Annotated in this window: 8 protein-coding genes; 1 reads left to right on the top strand and 7 read right to left on the bottom strand. The window is 62.5% G+C overall.

What is annotated here, in order from left to right:
- Positions 1-3: 3 nt before the first annotated feature.
- The 6 genes from C9422_RS17090 to C9422_RS17065 form a co-directional block, all read right to left on the bottom strand.
- Positions 4-1,299: a tryptophan 7-halogenase gene (locus tag C9422_RS17090; RefSeq protein ID WP_116581464.1), complete on the bottom strand. Its 1,296-nt coding sequence runs from the start codon at positions 1,297-1,299 to the stop codon at positions 4-6.
- The gene (locus tag C9422_RS17085; protein ID WP_116581463.1) at positions 1,296-1,973 is read right to left on the bottom strand and encodes a S8 family serine peptidase; all 678 of its coding nucleotides are present in this window, start codon (positions 1,971-1,973) and stop codon (positions 1,296-1,298) included. The genes C9422_RS17090 and C9422_RS17085 overlap by 4 nt, the downstream gene beginning before the upstream one ends.
- Positions 1,963-3,681: an ABC transporter ATP-binding protein gene (locus C9422_RS17080; RefSeq protein ID WP_116581462.1), complete on the bottom strand. Its 1,719-nt coding sequence runs from the start codon at positions 3,679-3,681 to the stop codon at positions 1,963-1,965. The genes C9422_RS17085 and C9422_RS17080 overlap by 11 nt, the downstream gene beginning before the upstream one ends.
- Positions 3,681-5,585 (bottom strand): sigma-54-dependent Fis family transcriptional regulator, encoded by a 1,905-nt coding sequence (locus C9422_RS17075; RefSeq protein WP_116581461.1) that lies wholly within the window; start codon positions 5,583-5,585, stop codon positions 3,681-3,683. The genes C9422_RS17080 and C9422_RS17075 overlap by 1 nt, the downstream gene beginning before the upstream one ends.
- A gap of 422 nt (positions 5,586-6,007) precedes the next feature.
- Entirely contained in the window at positions 6,008-16,957 is a 10,950-nt protein-coding gene (locus tag C9422_RS17070) for a peroxidase family protein (protein ID WP_116581460.1), read from the bottom strand.
- Between the two features lie 298 nt (positions 16,958-17,255).
- Positions 17,256-17,597: a hypothetical protein gene (locus C9422_RS17065; RefSeq protein WP_116581459.1), complete on the bottom strand. Its 342-nt coding sequence runs from the start codon at positions 17,595-17,597 to the stop codon at positions 17,256-17,258.
- A gap of 72 nt (positions 17,598-17,669) precedes the next feature.
- Here C9422_RS17065 and C9422_RS17060 point away from each other — a divergent pair, with 72 nt between their 5' ends.
- Positions 17,670-19,178, top strand: coding sequence for a sensor histidine kinase (locus C9422_RS17060; protein ID WP_116581458.1), 1,509 nt, complete (start codon positions 17,670-17,672; stop codon positions 19,176-19,178).
- A gap of 45 nt (positions 19,179-19,223) precedes the next feature.
- Here C9422_RS17060 and C9422_RS17055 read toward each other — a convergent pair whose 3' ends face one another.
- On the bottom strand, positions 19,224-19,934 hold the full coding sequence (locus C9422_RS17055) for a response regulator transcription factor (RefSeq protein ID WP_116581457.1): 711 nt from the start codon (positions 19,932-19,934) through the stop codon (positions 19,224-19,226).
- Positions 19,935-20,179: the final 245 nt, after the last annotated feature.

Below are 20,179 nucleotides of genomic sequence, written 5' to 3'. Positions count from 1 at the left end.
ATATCAGGGTTTGAATCCCTGAGCCAACAACCAACTCCTGACCATCCTTCCCTGTTCTGTGGTTAACCCAGCCAACACCTGCTCAGCCGGTTCACTGCGCAACCGCCGCACCAGCGGCGCCACCTCCACCCCCTGCACATGCCAGATCCCCAGCGGCTGATCCACCGTGATCACCACCTCGGCCTCGTCGACAAAACCATCGCGCAACACCGGTGCGCGTTCGATTCTCAGCGCATTGAAATCGGCCTCGGCATGGGCGATTTCAGCATCCGGCCATTGCCGCCGGGCCTGCCAGAATGGCTGATCCAGCCAACGCTGCTCATCGGCATAGAAATCCCGGCCGATCCGCGCGAACCGCAGGAACAGCTGTTCCACCCGCTGCTGGTGGAAGCGCCGGGCCAGAGCCGTTCGTTCGGGTTTGCACAACAGCGTGTTGATCACCGTCGGCGCCTGCAACGCCGAGGAGAGCGATTGAAAGATGCCATTGCCCGACAACGGGTCCACGGCCATCGCCGCATCGCCGACCCGAATCCAGTTATCGCCGCACACCTGCGGGTGGAGAATCGCCGTGCTGCTGCGGGCATGCAGCTGCAAATCCAGTTCAGGTTCGCCGCCGAAAAAAACACGGGCCACTGCCGACTCCCCACGTTTTTGCCGGCAGTAATCGAGCAACATGGCCTTGCCCGGCAACCCGGCACTGGCCACGTCCACCGTCCATTGCCAGTAACACTGGCCGTCGGCGCGGCGCGCCATCCACGCCCAGCCGTCGGCAAGGCTTTCCACGGCGCTGGCGGTGCTGCCCGGCGTGCCCTGCCAGCGATTGAGCAGGCTGACGGTCTCCGGTCCGCGCAAGCCTTTACCGAGGGTCGGCGCCTGGCGTCCGCGGGCCTCCACCAGAAAGTCCGCTACCAGCGACTCGTGGCCGTCGATTTCAATTTGATGTCCGGTTGCGCAGGTCTGTACCGACAGCACTCGACCTTCAACAAGATCAACTCCAGCCAAGCGCAAATCCTCGCGCAAGCCGCGATCAAAGGTCGGGCGATCAAGCAGGTATTCAACGTTCTGCGCATGCTGCTGGCCGTTCCAGTTCACCTGTCGCTGCGAAGGCAACGCCGCTTGCGCTAACGCCTGTTGCAGGCCCGCGCCGCGTAACGCTTCCAACACCCGCACGGACACGCCTTCCAGCGCAGCAAAGCGGCGCCACTCGCTGACCAGTGTCACGGCGTAACCCATTCGCCGCAGCCCCAAGGCCACCGCCGCGCCCGCCGGCCCCGCACCCAGAATCACAATCGCTGTCATGGCCCGAAACGCCGTTCGGGGCCACGATAACGTGCGTTCTGTCGCAGAAACTCGATGATCTGCTCGTTGCAGGCATCAGGCTGCTCGACGAGGAACCCGGCGATGTGCCCGCTCAACGCGGCGCAACCGAGGCTCGCCCCGGATTGCCCCGGGTACGTGCCATGCACACAGGCGGCGAAATCCGCCTGGGCGCTGTTGAGCCACGACCACTCCTGCTCGGCGCAGCGCGCATCGCCGGTCACCCGCAGCACCTGCGGATAGTTGGCCGGAAACACCCCTTCGCCCTGGGCCGGACTCGACGCACACAACAGCACGCCCCGGGCCACCGCTGCCGCGCAGGCCGCGCGCAACAGGCTGCGATCCTGGCGCAGGCCGAGGCTCAGATTGATCAGTCGCACGTTCTGCGCCACCAGCCAGTCAATCGCGGTGGCGATCTGCAAGGCGCTGGTGACACCGCGCTGGTCGAACACCTGGGCCACGCAGAACAGCGCCGAGGGTGCACGCCGGCCAATCGCCTCGATCACCGCACTGCCATGCCCCAGCGGATCCTCGCGCAAGTCGCCCTCGGCCAGGCCGTCTTCGAGCAATGAAAAGCGTCGACCGGCGATCACTTGCACCCGTTGCGCCGCCGAATGGCCGCTGTCCACCACACCCACACGCAACTCAGGTTTCATGCAGCACCGTTTTCGAGGTCAGCACGCCGTCGAGCAATTCGAACCGCAGATCGGCATCGGCCAGGGTTGAAGGGCGATGGCTGATCAGGATGCGCGTGCGTGCGGCAAACAAGCGGTCGATGGCGTCGATGACTTCGCGCTCGGTGGCTTCGTCCACCGCTGAGGTCGCTTCATCGAGCACCAGAATCAAAGGGTCCTGCAACAGCGCCCGGGCAATCGCGATGCGCTGCTTCTGTCCACCGGACAACTGCTGGCCGCGCTCACCCAGCGGACTGTCGAGGCCCTCGGGCAAGGACTCGATCAGGCTGTCGAGTTGCGCCAGGCGCGCCACTTCGGTAATCGCCTGGCGGCTGGCGTCCGGCACCGCGTAAGCCAGGTTGTCGGCGAGGCTGCCGCGAAACAGCACGATGTCCTGGCTGACGATGGCAATGCGTCGACGCAACTGGAACAGGTCCAGCTCGCGCACATCGACGTCGCCCAGCAGCACCCGTCCCGATTGCGGATCGTGATGCCGTTGCAGCAGGTCGATCAGGGTGGATTTACCCACGCCCGAACCGCCGCTGAGGGCCACTTTCAAACCGTAGGGAATCCGCGCTTCGATACCGCGCAGGGTCGATTGGCGACCGGGGTGGGCGAAGTGCACGTTGTCGAACCAGAGATCGCCGCCATCGGGCATCGGCCGTGGTCTGGCAGGCGTCGACACGGTCGGCTGTTCGCCGCGCAACTCCATGACCCGGCCGAGGCTGACGGTCATCCGCTGAATCGCCACGTAGAGCCCGAGCAGGCTCTGTACCGGCCCCACGGCCATCCCCAGGTAGGTGGAAAACGCAATCAGCGCACCGAGCTGCCAGGTGCCCTGCACCACCCAGTATCCGCCGATCAGGAAGGCGCAGGCCCGGGACAGCGAGGTCAGCGTGCCGGGCACGGCCTGGGTGAAAAACTCGGTGACTTGCAGGCGCAGCAACTGGCTCATGTAGCCCTGCCCCAGCGTTTCGAGGCGCCGTGCTTCGCGCTGTTGCTGGCCGGCGGACTGGATGAACTTCATCACCGGCAAGGTCTCGACCATGAACGACGACATGTCCGCCGAACGCTCGCGTAGCTGCCGCACATCACGCTCGACCTTGCGCCGCATCCAGCGCAACCAGAGGACATCGAGGGGGATCAGTACCAGGGCCAGCAGCGACAGTTTCCAGGACAGCGTCACCAGCATCGCGATGGCAACCACCAGGCCAATCACGCTCGACACCGCCGAGAACAGCGAGTCCACGGCGAACCGCTGAATCTCCGCGACGTCGCCATCGAGGCGCGACATCAGGTCGCCGATGCGCCGCTGACCGTAAAAGCTCGGCGACAGGGTTTGCAGATGCCGGTACAGGTCATCGCGCAGGGCAAACAGCATGCGCCCGGACAGTCGCGTGTGCAGGTAGCGGTTGATGCCCGAAAGCACCGTGCCCAATAACCCGGCAACGATCATCAGCCCGGCGATCAGCACCAGCATCGGGAAGTTGCGCGCCAGCAGGCCGTCGTCGATCAACAGTTTGGTCAGCCACGGCTGCACCAGCACCAACGCCGAAGCGCAGACCGACAGGCCCAGCAGCCCGGCAATCGCCAGGCGATGGGGGCGCACGAAGCTGTACAGCCAGCGCAGCGACGCCTGCAAGGCCTCGGGGTTCTGGCTGTCGATCAGCCGGACGATCAGGCGTTGCATCAGGAGCGCAACTGTTTGAGCTTGCGATACAGGGTCGCGCGGCTGATGCCCAGGGCGTCGGCGGCGGCCGAGACGTTGCCCTGATGCGCGTCCAGGGACTGGCGGATCAGCTCCAGTTCGTTTTCCCGGATGCTGCCGGCCTGGGGGCGTTCGCTGGCGGTCAATTCGTCGAGCATGCTGTCGGGCAGGTGGTCGAGGGTCAGCACGGTTTCACCCGGTTCGCGCATGGCCAGCGCGGTGCGCAGGACCATCTCCAGCTGGCGGATGTTGCCCGGCCAGTGATAACCGCTGAGCAAGCGATCGAGATCATCGTGCAGGACCACGGCGGGTGCGCCCAGTGTCACCAGCAGGCGGCTGACCAGCGCGGCGAAATCTTCGCGTTCGCGCAGGGCCGGGAGCATCACGCTGATGCCGTTGACCCGGTAGAACAGGTCCTCGCGAAAGTGTTTATCTTCCACCAGACGCTTGAGGTCACGGTGGGTAGCGCAAATCAGTGCGACGTCGATGTCCTGCTCTTCGCCGGCGCCCAGGGGCGCGACCTTGCGATCCTGCAACACCCGCAACAGTCGGGCCTGCAAAGCCAAAGGCATGTCGCCGATTTCATCGAGGAACAGGGTGCCGCCATGGGCCTGTTGCAGGCGGCCGACCATACCGCCCCGGCGTGAACCGGTGAACGCGCCTTCGCGGTAGCCGAACAGTTCGGACTCGATAAGGCCCTCGGGAATGGCCGCGCAGTTCACCGCCACGAAGGGTTTGTCGCAGCGCGCTCCAGCCATGTGCAGGGCGCGGGCGATCACCTCTTTGCCGGTGCCGGTTTCGCCCAATAACAACACCGGCAGTTCGTTGGCCAACCCTTGACGGGCCATGCGCAAGGCACGGGCGTAGCGCGTATTGCTGCCAGCCAGCGCTTCCAGATCCGGTTGCGCCTTGGCCGGTTTCGCCACAGTGCGCGGCGGGCTGCCGACGTTGATCGAGCGTTGCGGCGCGCGCAGGGTTTTATAGAAGAATTCACCCTTGGCGGTCTGCAGGCTGCCGGTGCCGCCCTGATGCAGGCGCGCCAACAATTGCAGACCGTCGACGCCGAGAAACTCCTCGCAGCGCCGACCGACCAGGGCCGAGCGCTCGGCGTGGAGCAACTGACAAGCCTGGGCGCTGACCGCGAGGATCTGCCCGCCAAGGCTGACCGCCAGCAGGCCTTGCCACGGGGATTCGAGGTATTGGCGACGGCTGTGGAAGGCGAGGACGATTTCGTCCGGGTAACTGGCGTTGAACACCCGGCTTTCGATCTGGCTGACGGCCATGGCCAGCAGCGCGGTGCTGTCGTGGGCGCGGCCGAGCGGGCCTTCGCGGGTCAGGTCGAGAACGCCGAGGATGTCGCCCTGAGGGCAATGGATCGGCACCGAAGTGCAGGAAAAATCACTGAGGCGATCCAGATAATGTTCGCCGCAATCGATCAGGGTCGGCCGGGCTTCCACCAGTGCCGTGCCGAGGGCGTTGGTGCCGCGGACCGCTTCGCTCCAGCAGGCGCCGAGGGTGATGTCCTGCAGGCCACTGCCCTTGAGGCGATCGGCGCGGCCTTCGACGGCGAGGATGGTGGCGTCGGAGTTGGCGAGGATGATCAGCCCTTCCTTGCCCTGACGCTCGGCCAGGTAATCGATGGCCGGCAACGCGGCGTCGATCAGCAGGCGATTGCTGGCCAGCAACAGGTCCAGGCTGGCGCTCGATTCCAGCGCCAGCTCGTGCTTGGCATTGAAATGCACGCCATGGCTCAGGCTGCGTCGCCACGAGGCATCGATTTCCGCACGCAGGACGCCATCCGGCACTTCGCCTTCCAGGTGCAGCTTTTCCCGGGCCAGCCGGGCTTCGCGATGCAGTTTGGGGGAGTTTGTTTTTATCAGCGTCATCAAGCGCTCCGGGTCGTCCGCCCTTGCGCCTTCATACGTCGGCGCCCTGCCGCAATCTTTACGTTAACGTAAGGGCTATGGCAAGTGCCGTAGGGCGTTTGTGTTCCGTCAGGTGGGCCGCATTATCGTTCTTCGCGGGCAAGCCCGCTCCCACAGGTTCAGTGCCGTCCGCAAATCTGCGGTTTTACTCGGACACGGTGGGAGCAACCGTCTTTCCCCTGCCGCTCGTCACCGTCATTCGGTGCCGTCCCGCAACAATGCGCGGGCCCAACCAGGAGTTCGATTCCAACCTGCTTTAGTGAGCTCCAGTACGCTGCTGCCCCCCTATGCCCATTGGGCAATTGAACGGAATGAGAAAGGGAGGGCATCCAGTGCCCTCCCCTCCGTCTTCCACACTCCCTGCGACAGGACTTGTCAGGACCTCAAGAAGCCAGGATGAAGTCCGAGGCAGTAACGGTTGTTGCGTCGGCCACACCTACCAGGGTGATGGAGTCAGCGCCGAAGTTGACCAACGTATCCGCACCGAGATCGACGACGTTGACGCTACTGCCAAAGGTCGCTGCCGTGATGTTCAACGAGGCGATATTGAGCAGATCCTGGCCGCCCGCCGCGTCGGTATCGAAGCCGATGATCCGGTCATTGCCGAAGGCCGCTGCGAACACGAAGACATCGTTGCCAGTGCTGGCAAACATCGTGTCGTTACCGGCACCACCCACAATACTGTCGTTGCCGGCACCGCCATCGATGACGTCGTTGCCGGCGCCACCGAGCAATGTGTCGTTGCCGTCGGCGCCGTTGAAAATGTCATTACCCACCCCACCGGTGATGACGTTGTTCGACGCGTTGCCGGTGCCGACAAAGTTGCCGACGCCGGTGTACAGCAGGTGCTCGGTGTTGGCGCCCAGCGTGTAACTGGACAGCGAGGTCTGTATGGAGTCCTCACCGCTACCCGCCACTTCGATCACCCCGTCCGCGGCTGAGTCGACGCGGTAGGTGTCATTGCCGAGTCCGCCTTCCAAGCGGTCGGCCCCCGCACCGCCATCGATGACGTCGTTGCCGAGGCCACCCAGCAATGTGTCGTTGCCGTCACCGCCGTTGAGGCTGTCATTACCCAGCCCACCGGTGATGATGTTGTTCAACGCGTTGCCGGTGCCGACGAAGTTGCCGGCTCCGAGGTAGAGCATGTGCTCGACATTGGCGCCCAGCGTGTAGCTGGTCAGCGTCGTCTGTACGGAATCGGCCCCCTCGCCCGTCACCTCGACCACCAGGTCCCCGGCTGAATCGACGCGGAAGGTATCGTTGCCGGCTGCGCCGACCATCGCATCATTACCCGCACCGCCCGTGAGAACGTCGTTGCCGGCACCACCCATCAATGTGTCGTTGCCGTCACCGCCGTTGAGGGTGTCATTGCCCACCCCACCGGTCATGACGTTATTCAACGCGTTGCCGGTACCGGTGAAGTTGCCGGCTCCGAGGTAGAGCAGGTGCTCGACATTGGCGCCCAGTGTGTAACTGGTCAGGGTCGTCTGTACGGAGTCCGCTCCCCCACCCGCCGCCTCGGTCACCAGGTCCCCGGCCGAGTCGACGCGGAAGGTATCGTTGCCGGCTCCGCCGACCATTGCGTCATTACCCGCACCGCCAGTGATGACGTCGTTACCGGCACCACCGACCAATGTGTCGTTGCCGTCACCGCCGTTGAGAATGTCATTACCCACCCCACCGGTGATGACATTGTTCAGCGCGTTGCCGTTGCCGGTGAAGTTGCCGGCTCCGAGGTAGAGCAGGTGCTCGACATTGGCACCCAGTGTGTAACTGCCCAGCGTGGTCTGTACCGAATCCTGACCCTCGCCCGTCAACTCGGTCACTACGTCCCCGACTGAATCGACGCGGTAGGTGTCGTTGCCGGTTCCACCCGCCATCTGGTCATTGCCCGTACCGCCATTGAGGAAGTCGTTGCCCGCGTCGCCATTGAGGATGTCGTTGCCGCCCAAGGCGTTCAGGATGTCGTTGCCAGCACCTCCGCTGGCCACGTCGTCGCCCGCCGTGCCGGTCCATACGTCGACACCGGCGGTACCGACAAACACATCACTGACCACTGTCGTTGCAGCCGAGGTGACTCGCTCCAGTGTGCCGAGGTCATCGGTGTAGCTGGCGACGACACGCAGTTGCTGGCCGACCTGTGCCTGGTCGGGCGTGAAGGTTGCGCCCGTCGCGCCGGCGATGTCGGTAAAGATCGCGCCGCTCCCCACCTGCCACTGATGGGCAATCACCGAGGTCGTGGTCCCGTTGGCGTCGGTGAACGCATCCGTAGCGGTGAGTACCGAGCCTTTCGCCGGGGTCGTATCGCTGATCAGCACCGTTCCGACCGGCAGGACATTGACGGTGCCGGTACCGGCCGCCGCGATCGGTGCGGTCGGCGCCGAGAACACCTCTTCCAGCACGCCATTGGCGTCCCTGTAGACTGCCCTGACGCGCAGGGCCAGACCCGCTGCCACGACGAGTTCCGGGATAGCCGGTACGGCGCCGATGAGGGTCGCCGGTGGTGGGACCCTGAGTTCCGAGCCCACCGTGACAGTCGTGCCCTCTGCGCGCGCGACCTCGCCGGCGGCAAAGAAGGTAATGTCTTCGAAGACACCCGAGCCCGGGCGCGCTTCGAACTGCCAGAAGTAACTGATCGGCCCGGTGATCGCGCCACCGGTAGCGGTATTGTTGGCATCGGTAATGTCAGCCGCCGATACCGTCAGCCGCTGGCCGACGGAGGGCGTTGGATCGTCGATCCTCAGCGAACCGACTGGCTCCGCGTTCAAACCGCCGAGCACGAGCGCCTGATCGGAGAACTGCAACCGCTCGATATGGCTGAGGGTGTCGGTCCCGTCCCTGCCGGCGACACTGTCGGTAACCGTAAAGGTGCCGTTGACGTTCTCCACCACGGTGTAATCCGCCAGATTGCCGGAGAACAACGCCGTGTCGAAGTCAGGACCGGTCGCCGTCAGGATTTCGCGCACGATCTGGAGTTGGCCGGGGTTATAGGTGCCGTTCAACATGAGCGGGACCAGGGGCGTCATGCTGTCGAAGGTAGCGATTTCCGGACCGGTGCCATCGATGTTCTGCCGCACGCTGATGCGCACGTTGAGCCACTTGTCGCCGTCAATCAGGTCGTCGCCGCCGCGGCCCTGGATGATGTCGCTGCCGGCGCCACCCAGGAGGATGTTGCCCCCGTCGAACTTGTCGTCGGCCGTGCCGGCGATGCCATCCGCGCCGTTACCGGCGCTACCGACCAGGTCCCGCAGACCGCTGATCAGGTCGAAGTTGGTGAGCACGCTGCCCTTGGCGCCAGCGACGGCGAGCAAGTCGGCAGTGGAGTCATCGCCGCTGAGGAAGTCGGCATGGGCCGATCCCGACAGCCCTTCCACCAGGTCCAGCCGGGCAAGGATCGACGCGTTGGAACCAGGCACCGCCGGTTGATCGAAGAAGCGCAGCCTGGAGTTGAGGTCCATGGTCACGCCGCTCGGATCATCCTTGTAGGTCGCCCAGTCGTACCCGGAGAACCCGATGAAACGGTCCGCCTCGCTGGGACTGCCGACCATGATGTCATCGCCGCCCTCCCCGTCGAAGTTGTCCGGTCCGCCATCGCCCATGAAGACGTCGTTGCCATTGATCGGATCGTTGCCGAAGGGGTCGAAGTTGTCACCGGCAACGCCATCGGCGGATCCGCCCTGGATCCAGTCATCGCCTTCGCCACCGCGCGCGAATTCGTTCGCCTTGCTGCCGAGGATGAAGTCGTTACCCAGGCCACCGCTGGAGTCAGCCGCGTCTTCACCGGTGATGATGAAGTCCTGGCCGGCCTGGCCGAGGATCAGGTTGAGGCCGTTGCCGCCCTGGATGACGTCGTTGCCGTCCTCACCGTGGATGACATCGTCGCCCCCCATGTCGGTGATGATGTCGTCACCGGTACCGCCAAGGAGTTGGTCGTTGCCGTATCCGCCATCGATCCGGTCGTTACCGCCATCGCCGTAGACCGTGTCGTCGTCCGAGTCACCGGCTATGAGGATGTCGTTGCCGGCCGTACCGCCCAACACGACCGTATCGGCACCGGTGTAGTGCAGGTAGTTGGTATCCGGGCCCGTTGTGTTGGGGTTGTCGCGGATCACCAGTGGCGTGAGGAAGTCAGTGCGCGGTGAGCCAATCGGGTGGTCCGACGGACCAAACGGATCGGCATTGGCCGGCAGATCGTCGGCGGTGCCGACAATGCCGTCGGGTCCGGCAATCACACTGGGGTTGTACTGGTTCGCCTGGTTGACCTCCAACGTGTAGGCCGGCGTCAGGAAGACTCTGGCCGAAAGGTGTGTGGCATCGGTATTGGCCATTACCAGCGAGGCGAACGTGTTGTTCTCCAGTTCGGCGCCAAAGTCCATCGAGGCGGTGCGCTCCAGATAGTAGAAGCGGTCACCGTCCTGGAGTTTCTCCATCTGGTTCTCGAAGACGAAGTTGAAGGTCGAGCCGAGCATGCCGCCAAAGGGCATCTTCTCCTCGGCCAGCCCGCCAACCCAGAAGTCGACCGCATCCAGGCCGGTGATGGTCACATCGTCTGCCGTGTGCAAAACGCCGTCCGTACCCGCGGTGCTGGTCCAGGCGCCAGTGCTGTTGAGGAAGTCGATGCGATCGGCCGGCGCCCCCGCACCGCCGAGCACCAGCAGCGAAGCCGCTGCGCGCTTGTCCGCCAACGTGATGGCATCAGTGATGCTCGAATGCGTGCCGTAGGCGGCGATGAAGTTGATCAGCGATTCCGGGTGTTTTATGTGCTGCACGAAATCAGCCCAGCTCGTGTAGGGCTTGAGCTCTGCGTCGCCGGTGGGCCCATAGAACTCCCGCCGCGCCGCGTTCAGGGACGGAACGCCGGTATCGCGGCCACGCGCCAGGTTGATGGCGGGCAGATCGAGCGGCAGGCCCAGCAGGTTGTTGCGCAGGGCTTCGGTGACGAACTCATCGATCTCGTTGCCGACCTGGCGGGTCACGCCACGCACGATGGCACCGGCCGCCTCTTCCGGAGTGGGGCCGCTGCCCGCGAACTCGAGCGGGTTGAGGAAGGCCTGGATCAGCCCGATATCGCTCGAGGCAAAGTTCGGATCGAGCCGGTCGACCTGCTCCAGCAGCATCGAGTGCCCGAAGCGATAGACGGTGTGTGCGAACTCGGCAACGATGCTCGGATCGATCGCGGTGTCGTACACCTGGCCCGGGGCGAAGAAGGGATCGACCATCGGCTGGATGGTCCGCGCGAACTCCTCGAACACCAGGTGCTGGTACTGCATCTCGGTACCGAACTTCGCCGTCTGGAACAGGCGCTCGCCGTTCCAGTCCAGGGTCGAGGTGTCGGCGGGAACGGCAGTGACGGGCGTCAGCAGCCACTCGTTGAGGAACGACACATCGCCGCTTGCCGCTGTCGCCAGGACCACCTCCTTGGTGTGATCGACCAGGCGGTTGTGCTCATGGTGGAAGATCGAGTGGACGGTGGTCAGGCCGATGTTCTCGTTGACCCGGCCGTCGCCGGCGATGTAGTGCGCGTCCAGCAGTTCGTTGTCGTAGAAGCCCGGCGCAGGCGTACCGCCAACGACATTGTCGGCATCGGGCAGGAGTGCCGCGCCGGTCTGGTCGTCCACCGGAACGGCGGTGTGCGCAATGTCGTTGAGGAAGGCATGGCCAGTGCGCGCGGCGTTGGCCAGGCTGATGGGCGCCGCAGGATTGCCTTCAACGAGCACATCGTCGGCCGTGCCGGCAATGCCGTCCGGGCCCAACATCACCACCTGAGGGAAGCCGTTCGGCCCCTTGATGAAATTGCCGTAGGCGTCGGTCGCCAGCAGCGGCACGTTATCGAAATCGGCATCGGTGAGATTGATCCCGAGCAGATCATGGGCTTGCGCCTTGACCACCTTCCAGGTGGCCATGCCGCCGATCTGGACGTCGTCGGCAGAGCCGAACACGCCATCGGCGCCCAGATCACGATTTTCGATCAATTTGCCGGTGGCCACCGGATCGCCCGCTGCGTTGAGCTCATAGGCACGCAGGAACACCTGGTGCGAAGGATGCGAGCTGTAGGTCTGGTTCTGGTCGACAAACGGCGAGGTGGTGTTGGTGTTCTCGTGGATGTCGTCGGCCGTGCCCAGGATGCCATCGGGGCCGGGCTGATTGGTGGCGCGCGTCAGCACCATGAAGTTGGTCGGGCTGCCGGGCACGAACAGTGGGTCATCCGGCTGCAGCGGAATGAACACGGTGCCCGAACCGCCCTTGGTGACGAGATCCAGGCCATGGTCGAAGAACTGGCCGAAGAAGGTCATCCATTGGTTGAAGGGCGCGGTCAGGGCCGCGTCGGGACTCACGTTCGGGTCGAAGAAGGTCTGGAACGTGCTGCCGTCGGTGCGGGTTCCGGTCACCACCTGCGCGCCGGCCTTGAGGACATCGTCAACCGTGCCGAGGATGCCATCCAGGCCGGGGTCGAAGGTGGCCGCGACCGCTGCCGGGTTGTTGGCGGTCTGGTCGACGATCAGGTTGCTGATGGTGCGCGGTTGCGAGTCGATCACCAGGCCGCTGGTCTGGGTGTAACTCGTGCCGGCGTCGGCCGGGCGGAAGTCCGGCGTGGTCAGGCGCGGGAATACATTATCGGCGGCACCGAACTCGGGATGAAGCAGGTTGTTTTCCGTCCCTTCGACCGTGCGCAAACCGTAGGGCACGCGTATGTTCGGCAGCAGAGAAACCAGGTTCTCACCGGCCGCGTGGTGTTCGGCTATCTTGATCTGGTCAAGGATGAACGCCAGGTCCGATTGCGTGTAACGCACACCGTTGCTCGGGGCACTGGTCTGCGGATCGATCAGCGAAGGCGCTGGTGCGGGGGCTGGCGCCGCGGCCACTATTGCCGTGGTCGGTGCCGAGAATACCTGCTCGGTCACGCCATGATCGTCCGCATAAATGCCTTTGACGCGCACGGCCAGGCCGGCAAGATCCGGGGTCACCGTGAGCGTGGGCGCGTCAGCTCGGGTAAATCCGATACCGATGCGGCCTGGCCCGAGGATGATGTCCTCGAACACGCCCGAACCCGGTGTCGCTTCAAACTGCCATATGTAACTGATCGAGTTGTGGATCGCCCCGCCCGCGTTGTCGGCATCGCTGAGGCCTGCCGCCGACACGGTCAGCGTCTGGCCAACGGTCGGCGCGGTGTTATCCACCGTCAGCGCACCCACCGGCTCAGCGTTGAGCCCGGGCACTAGGACCATCGACTGATCGGAGAACTGCAGCCGTTCGATGTGGGTGAGACGGTCGGTTTCTTCCTTGCCGACATTGTCGGTCACGCTGACGATGTCGTCGCTAAAGTCGAGCGCCGTGCCGTTATCGTTGACGGAGACGGTGTAGTTCGCCAGTGGGCCCAGGAAGTTGACGGTGTCGAAGCCACCCACGCCCGGCAGGATCTCCCGCACGGCGACGAGCTGGCCCGGATTGTAGGTGCCGTTCAACATCAGCGGGATCATCTGCGTCATGCTGTCGAAGCTGGCGATCTCCGGCCCGGTGCCATCCAGATTCTGATGCACGCTGATGCGCACGTTGAGCCACTTGTCGCCGTCGATGAGGTCGCTGCCGCCACGGCCTTCGATGATGTCGCTGCCATCGCCGCCGAGGATGATGTTGCCCGCGCCGAACTGATCGTCGGCCGTGCCCCCGATACCGTCGGCTCCGAAACCGGCGCTGCCGACAAAGTCCCGCAGGCCGCTGACGAGATCGAAGTTGGTGAGGATGCTGCCCCTGGCCGTGATGTTGGCGATGATGGCCGCGTTTTGTTCATCGCCGCGCAGGAAGTCGGAGAAGGCCGACCCCGACAGGCCCTCCACTTCCGCGAACCGGTCATAGACCGCATCGGGCGATTGCCCCACTGCACCCACGATATCGCCCGCCGCATTGGGCACCGCGTGATAGGGGCTGAAGAAGGGAACGACCATGTCGACGGTCACGCCGTACTTGTCATTCTTGTAGGTGGTCCAGTCGAACCCGGACATGCCGTCCATCTTGTCCTGGGCATCGCTGGCGACGAAGACATCGTCGCCACCTTCACCGATCATTTCATCGAATCCGCCGGTGCCGATGAAGATGTCGTTGCCGGGCACATCGTCGGTCAGAGTCGGGCTCATGTTATCGCCGGGCGCACCGTCCTGGGTGCCGCCTTCGATCCAGTCGTCACCTTCGTTGCCGGTCGGCGCGAGGTTGACCTTGGCGCCGAGAATGAAGTCGTCGCCCGCGCCGGCGAAGGTCATCGTGATGTCTTCGGTGGTGATGATGAAGTCTTTGCCCGCGCCGCCGAACACCAGGTTGTTGAGACCGAGGGTCGAGTTGCCGGCCTGGATGACGTCGTTGCCGTCTTCGCCGCGCAGGGTGTCGCTGCCGCCGATGTCGGTGATGATGTCGTCGCCGGCACCGCCAAAGACGTTGTCGTTGCCGTAGCCACCGTCGAGCCGATCGTTGCCGGCATCGCCATAGACGGTGTCGTCGTCCGAGTCACCGGCAATGAGGATATCGTTGCCGGCCGTACCGCCCAACACGACCGTGTCGCCGCCGGTGTAGTGCAGGTAGTTGGTGTCCGGGCCCACTGTGTCGGGGTTGTCGCGGATCACCAGCGGCGTGATATGGTCAATCCTTGGTGAGCCGATCGGGTGGTCCGACGGGCCAAACGGGTCGGCGTTGGCGGGCAGATCGTCGGCCGTGCCGACGATGCCGTCCGGACCGGCCACCACACTCGGGTTGAACTGCTGCGTCTGGTCGACCTCCAGGGTGAAGGCCGGTGTCTGGAATATGTTGGCCGCCAGGTGTGTGGCGTTGCTGTTGAGCATCACCAGATTGGAGAACGAATTGTTCTCCAGCTCAGTGCCGAAGTTGAGGCCTGCGGTGCGGGCCAGATAGTACAGGCGGTCGCCGTTCTGCAGGTTTTCCAACTGGGTTTCGAAGACGAAGTTGAAGCTCGAACCCAGCAGGCCGCCAAAGGGCATTTTCTCTTCGGCCAGGCCACCGATCCAGAAGTCGATGGAGTCCAGGCCGGTGGTGGTCACGTCGTCTGCGGTGTGCAGAATGCCGTCCGCACCGGCGTTGCTGGCCCAGACACCGGTACTGTTCAGGAAGTCCAGGCGATCGGCCGGGGCCGTGGCGCTGCCGAGCACCAGATCCGCCGCCGCGGCGCGCTTGTCCGCCAGCGTCGTAGCGCCAGTGATGGTTGAATGCGTACCGTAGGCGGCGATGAAGTTGATCAGCGATTCCGGGTGTTTCATGTGCTGCACGAAATCGGCCCAGCTCGTGTAGGGGGTCAACTGGCTGTCGCCGGTCATGTGGTAGAACTCACGCCGCGCCGCGTTCAGCGACGGGATGCCGGTTTCGCGGCCGCGTGCCAGGTTGAGCGCGGCAAGGTCGAGCGGCAGGCCGACCAGGTTGTTGCGCAGAGCGTCAGTGACAAACTCGTCGATCTCGTTGCCGACCTGCCGTGTGACACCGCGCACGATGGCGCCAGCCGCCTCCTCCGGCGTGGGGCCGCTTGCAGCAAACGCAAGAGGGTTGAGGAAGGCCGCGATCAGGCCGGTCTGTTGATTGCCCGGGTCAACCGGATTGCCGTCACCGACGACATTGAAGTTGGGGTCGAAACGATCGACCGTCTCCAGCAGCATCGAATGGCCGAAGCGAAAGACCGTGTGCGCGAACTCGGCGACGATCGCCGGATTGACGGTGGTGTCGTTGCCCATAGGCGCCAGGAACACGTCCACTTGCGGCTGGATGGTGCGCGCGAACTCCTCGAACACCAGGTGCTGGTACTGCATCTCGGTGCCGAACTTGGCGGCCTGGAACAACCGCTCGCCGTTCCAGTGCAGGCCTGCGATGTCGGCCGGCGTCACGGGCAGCGCGGTCACTTGGGCGTCGGGCATCAGCCACTTGTTCAGGAAGTCGAGGTCGGCGGAGGCCAGCACTGTCTCCTTGGTCTGGTCAATCAGCCGGTTGTGCTCACTGTGGAAGATCTCATGCACCGTGGTCAGGCCGATGTTCTCGTTAACGCGGCCATCACCGGCGATGTAGTGCTTGTCGAGCAGTTCGTTGTCGTAGGTGCCGGGGGCTTGCGGACCGCCAATGACGGTGTCCGCGTCAGCCGTCAGGCCGCCGGTGGGGTCGGCGCTGTGGGCAATGTCGATGAGGAACTGGTGGCCGGTGCGAACAGCGTTCGTCAGGCTGATCGGCGCGGCCCGGTTACCCTCGACCAGCACGTCATCGGCGGTGCCGGCGATGCCGTCCACGCCCTTCATCACGACTTGGGGGAGACCGTTGGGCCCCTTGATGAAGTTGCCGTAGGCATCGGTCGCCAGCAACGGTACGTCGAACACGTCTGCATCGGTCAAGTTGATGCCGAGCAGATCACGGGCCTGGGCCTTGACGACCGCCCAGGTGGCCATGCCGCCGATTTCGACGTCATCGGCAGTGCCGAAATGCCCATCGACGCCCAGGTCACGATTGGTGATCAGCTTGCCGGTGGCCACCGGATCGCCGGCGGCGTTGAGCTCATAGGCGCGCAGGAACACCTGGTGCGACGGATGCGAGCTGTAGGTCTGGTTCTGGTCGACAAATGGCGAGGTGGTGTTGCTCTGCTCGTGGATGTCATCGGCGGTGCCCAGGATGCCGTCGGGGCCAGGCAGATTGGTGGCGCGCGTCAGCACCATGAAGTTGGTCGGGCTGCCCGGCACGAAAAGCGGGTCATCCGGCTGCAACGGAATGAACACGGTGCCGCTGCCGCCCTTGGTCACGAGGTCAAGGCCATGGTCGAAGAACTGGCCAAAGAACGTCATCCACTGGTTGAACGGCGCGGTCAGGCCCGCGTCCGGCGTAATGTTGGGGATCTGGAAGACGGAAACGTCGTCGGCGGTGCCGAACAGACCATCCAGGCCTGGGCTGGTGACGACCTGCGAATCCGGATTAGCCGCTGCGGCCGCGACCGCCGCCGGGTTGTTGGCGGTCTGGTCCACGATCAGGTTGCTGATGGTGCGCGGCTGCGAGTCGAAGACGGCACCGCTGGTCTGCAGGTAGGAGGTCGGCGTGGTTCCGCCAGGGTCGGCGGGCCCGAAGAAGCCGACCGGCTGGACCTGCGCGGTATTGAACACTGGCGTCGTCATGCGCGGGAAGAAATTGTCGGCGGCACCGAACTGTGGATTGGCCAGGTTGTTGTAGATGCCGGTTACGGTGCGCAGGCCGAAGGGGACTTCTACGTTCGGCAGCATGTCTATCAGACTCTCGCCTGCCGCATGCCGTTCGGAGATGAAGATTTGTTCGAGAATGAACTCTAGATCGGACTTGATGAAGCTGGCCATGGCTGTTTCCTCGATGCTTGGCAATCAGGAAACCACACGCATAAAACACCGCTGCAAACGCGTGGTTTAGTGCTGAACCCCATAAACAGAAAATCGAAAATTGCACGACGGGACCTGGTACCACGGCCGCACCGAACCCTTGCCCGATTGCGTGCAATCAGCAGTGCTCGACCGAGGATTGATTCCCCGTGACAACCGTATCTACAGGCGGGTATTGCGTCTCAAGGAGGCGACGGCCCATGAACGCAGGTCGAATAGAAGGTGTGACTTGCTAATGGCCCCGTCACGTATCGGGGCTTTATGCATCTGTCCATGGAGCACTCTCAGGCATGGGGGGCTTGTCACAGATGCCACACATCCAGCGATCAGAGTCCGGGACTTCCTGAGGGGTGATGGCACGGTTCTGCGTCCATGCGGCTTCGTCAACAAGCCTTTTATCCATGAGAAAACTGGCATCGACTACGAATTGACTAGTATGTATGGGAGAGTGGTTGCTCACGCCTGCTGGAGGCGTCAGGAAATCATTCAAACCATTGGTTTGGTTTTGATTGAGCTGAGCACTATGGGTCATAACCCCAGGCTGTTTTGGCCGGAAGTAACGATTACCCAGTCTGTTTGAGAATCTTTTTAAAATACTCATCGCGCCTCCCGCCCTCAACCTCAAACACCAGTTTTACACTCCATTGAAAATGAGTATTGAAGGGCTACCCGGATGTGTACAGAGACGAAAGCCCAGCCAAATTCCGAGACCTTGGTCAACGAATCGGATCAGACCTTGGTCGAATCGGACCCTGGCCTAAAGTCCCATGGAACAGGGCCCGGGAGACCGGGCACCGGTGCGAAACTGCGCCATTTGAGCCGCTCAACCCAGTTCGTGATCTGCGCCACAATCATTCTGGGCTTGACCATGACGTTCGTTGGCAATCTCGTAAGCCAGAGCATCGAAGATGCAGCGGTTCAAACGGCGGCAGAGACGGGCGCGCGTTACATGCAGAACTTTCTCGAACCTTTCGTCCAGGAATTGACCACGGCAAAGGAACTCCCCGATGAAACCATTCAGACCATTGACCACCTGCTGTCCAGCACCTCACTCAGTACGCATGTTGTCTCGGTGAAGATCTGGTTGCCGGACGGCACGATTGTCTACAGCACCGACAAATCCACGGTGCAGAAAACCTTTCCGACAGAGGAGATCTCACAGGCGCTGACCGGCAAGATCTATACAGAGTTCGACAATGATCCTGGAAGTTATGCGGTGGACGATATTGAAGATGCCTTTGAGCGAAGCCTGAATATTCCGTTCTATGAAATATTTGCTCCACTGCGCGAAGCGGGTACTGGAAAGATTATTGCGGTGGGTGAGTTCTACGAAACCGCGGAGGCGTTACAGCGCGAAATCAATAACGTTCGCAAGAAAGTGTGGGCGATTGTCGGGGCAGCAACGACAGCCATGATTTTACTGTTGTTTTTTATCGTTCGGCGTGGTGACAAGATAATAAAACTGCATGAAACAGCACTTAAATGGCGAATGGATGAGCAAACCAGATTGCACTCAAACAATGCCGCCCTTCAGCGCAAAGTCACTAAAGCCAATCGCGAGTTCTCCAGAATCAATGAACTTACTCTGCGGCGGATCGGAGCAGATCTGCATGATGGTCCTGCCCAACTGTTGGCACTTATTCTCCTTCGCCTTGAAGAGCTCGAATCTTCGGAAGGCGCCTCGGATGTAGAAGCCCTGGAAATGATCAGGCGTGCCGGCGAGGATGCTTTAAACGAAGTGCGGGAAATATCACTTGGCCTGGCACTTCCGGAAGTCAATGACCTGACCCTGCACGATGCCCTGGTATTGCTGGCCGAGCGGCACGAAGAGCGAACCGAGACGCGAGTCGAGCTGCACCTTGGTACGCTCGCGGAGGATGTACCGATAGCGCTTAAAATTGGTATTTACCGCTTCGCCCAGGAAGCGTTGAACAATGCCTATGTTCACGCCGGGGGAAAAGGCCAAAAACTCAGCGCCTCGCACTCTGAAGGATTGCTGGAAGTGCAAGTCGAGGATGCGGGGATGGGTATTTCAACCGAGAAACCGAGTGTGCCAGGTCGAGGTAGAACTCGTCTGGGTCTTGTCGGCATGCGCTATCGCGTCGAATCCCTCGGCGGCGTATTCAGCATTGAATCGGCTCCCAATGCCGGAACCAAAGCCAGGGCGCAGTTCAAAATCTGATAACCCGTACCAGATTGATCATTGCGCCCAAGTCACCGCAAGCGCTTATGGCTCGTTATTCGACTTCCTGTTGTCATTCCAGTCGCGCCGTTGAAGAGCACCACACAGGCTGGATATATGGTCACTCTCCCAATGCCGTATCACTGCAGCCACCGCCTGCGTCCGGTTACGAACGCGCAGCTTGTACATGACATTCGTCATGTAGTGTTTGATGGTCTTCTCGCAGAGCTCAAGCTTGATAGCCACCTCGCGGTTGGTCAGGCCCTTCGATACCTCTCGGATAACCTGTTCTTCGCGATGGGTCAGCTCGACCTTTGGCTTGTCACCCGCATTCTTTCTGATATTGCTCAACAGCCTGCCGGCAAGTTTAGGGGTAATGAAGGTTTCACCTCCGGCAACATTTCTGATGGCTTGCACAAGCTCAAGACCGCTGATGCCTTTCAACGCATATCCCTGCGCGCCCGCTTCGAGAGCGGAATAGGCGTCCTCGATGGACTCGGATACCGTCAGCATCAATACTCTAACGGCCGGTGAAGACGCCGAGATCGCTCGCACGGCAGCAAAGCTGTCGCCCGGCATATTGACATCCATCAGCAAGACATCCGGAGCAAAACGAGCGGCTATTTCCATGGCATCATCGGCAGACCCGCCCTGCTCGACCACCTGAAAGTCAGCTATTTTCTTCAGCGCCATTGTGACCCCATCCCTTAACAGTGGGTGATCGTCAACAATGCCAATCTTGATCGTGGGACTCATAAGAAGCTCCTCATGAGAGGCGATGGAGCTCAAGGTTGATGTCGTAGATTTCATTTTTCACCCCTCGCGTCCGGCTGAATCCGGCAAGCCCTGGCGTCTCCATGATGTCCGGGACGACGGCTGTTTCGGGTGCCTGAGGTGGTGCAACAAATGAGCCATTACCCAGGGCGAAGAAAAAGCACAGATTAATGAACAGGCTGTTTCAGAATGTTTCAAGCGAGAGGAAGCGTGAGGGGGGAATATTC

Origin of the sequence: Pseudomonas sp. B1(2018) (genome assembly GCF_003097365.1) — a bacterium.
In the GTDB taxonomy this organism is placed as follows: Bacteria; Pseudomonadota; Gammaproteobacteria; order Pseudomonadales; family Pseudomonadaceae; genus Aquipseudomonas; species Aquipseudomonas laurylsulfatiphila.
The sequence above is the reverse complement of the archived record's forward strand: the minus strand, read 5'-3'. Positions and strand labels throughout refer to the sequence as shown.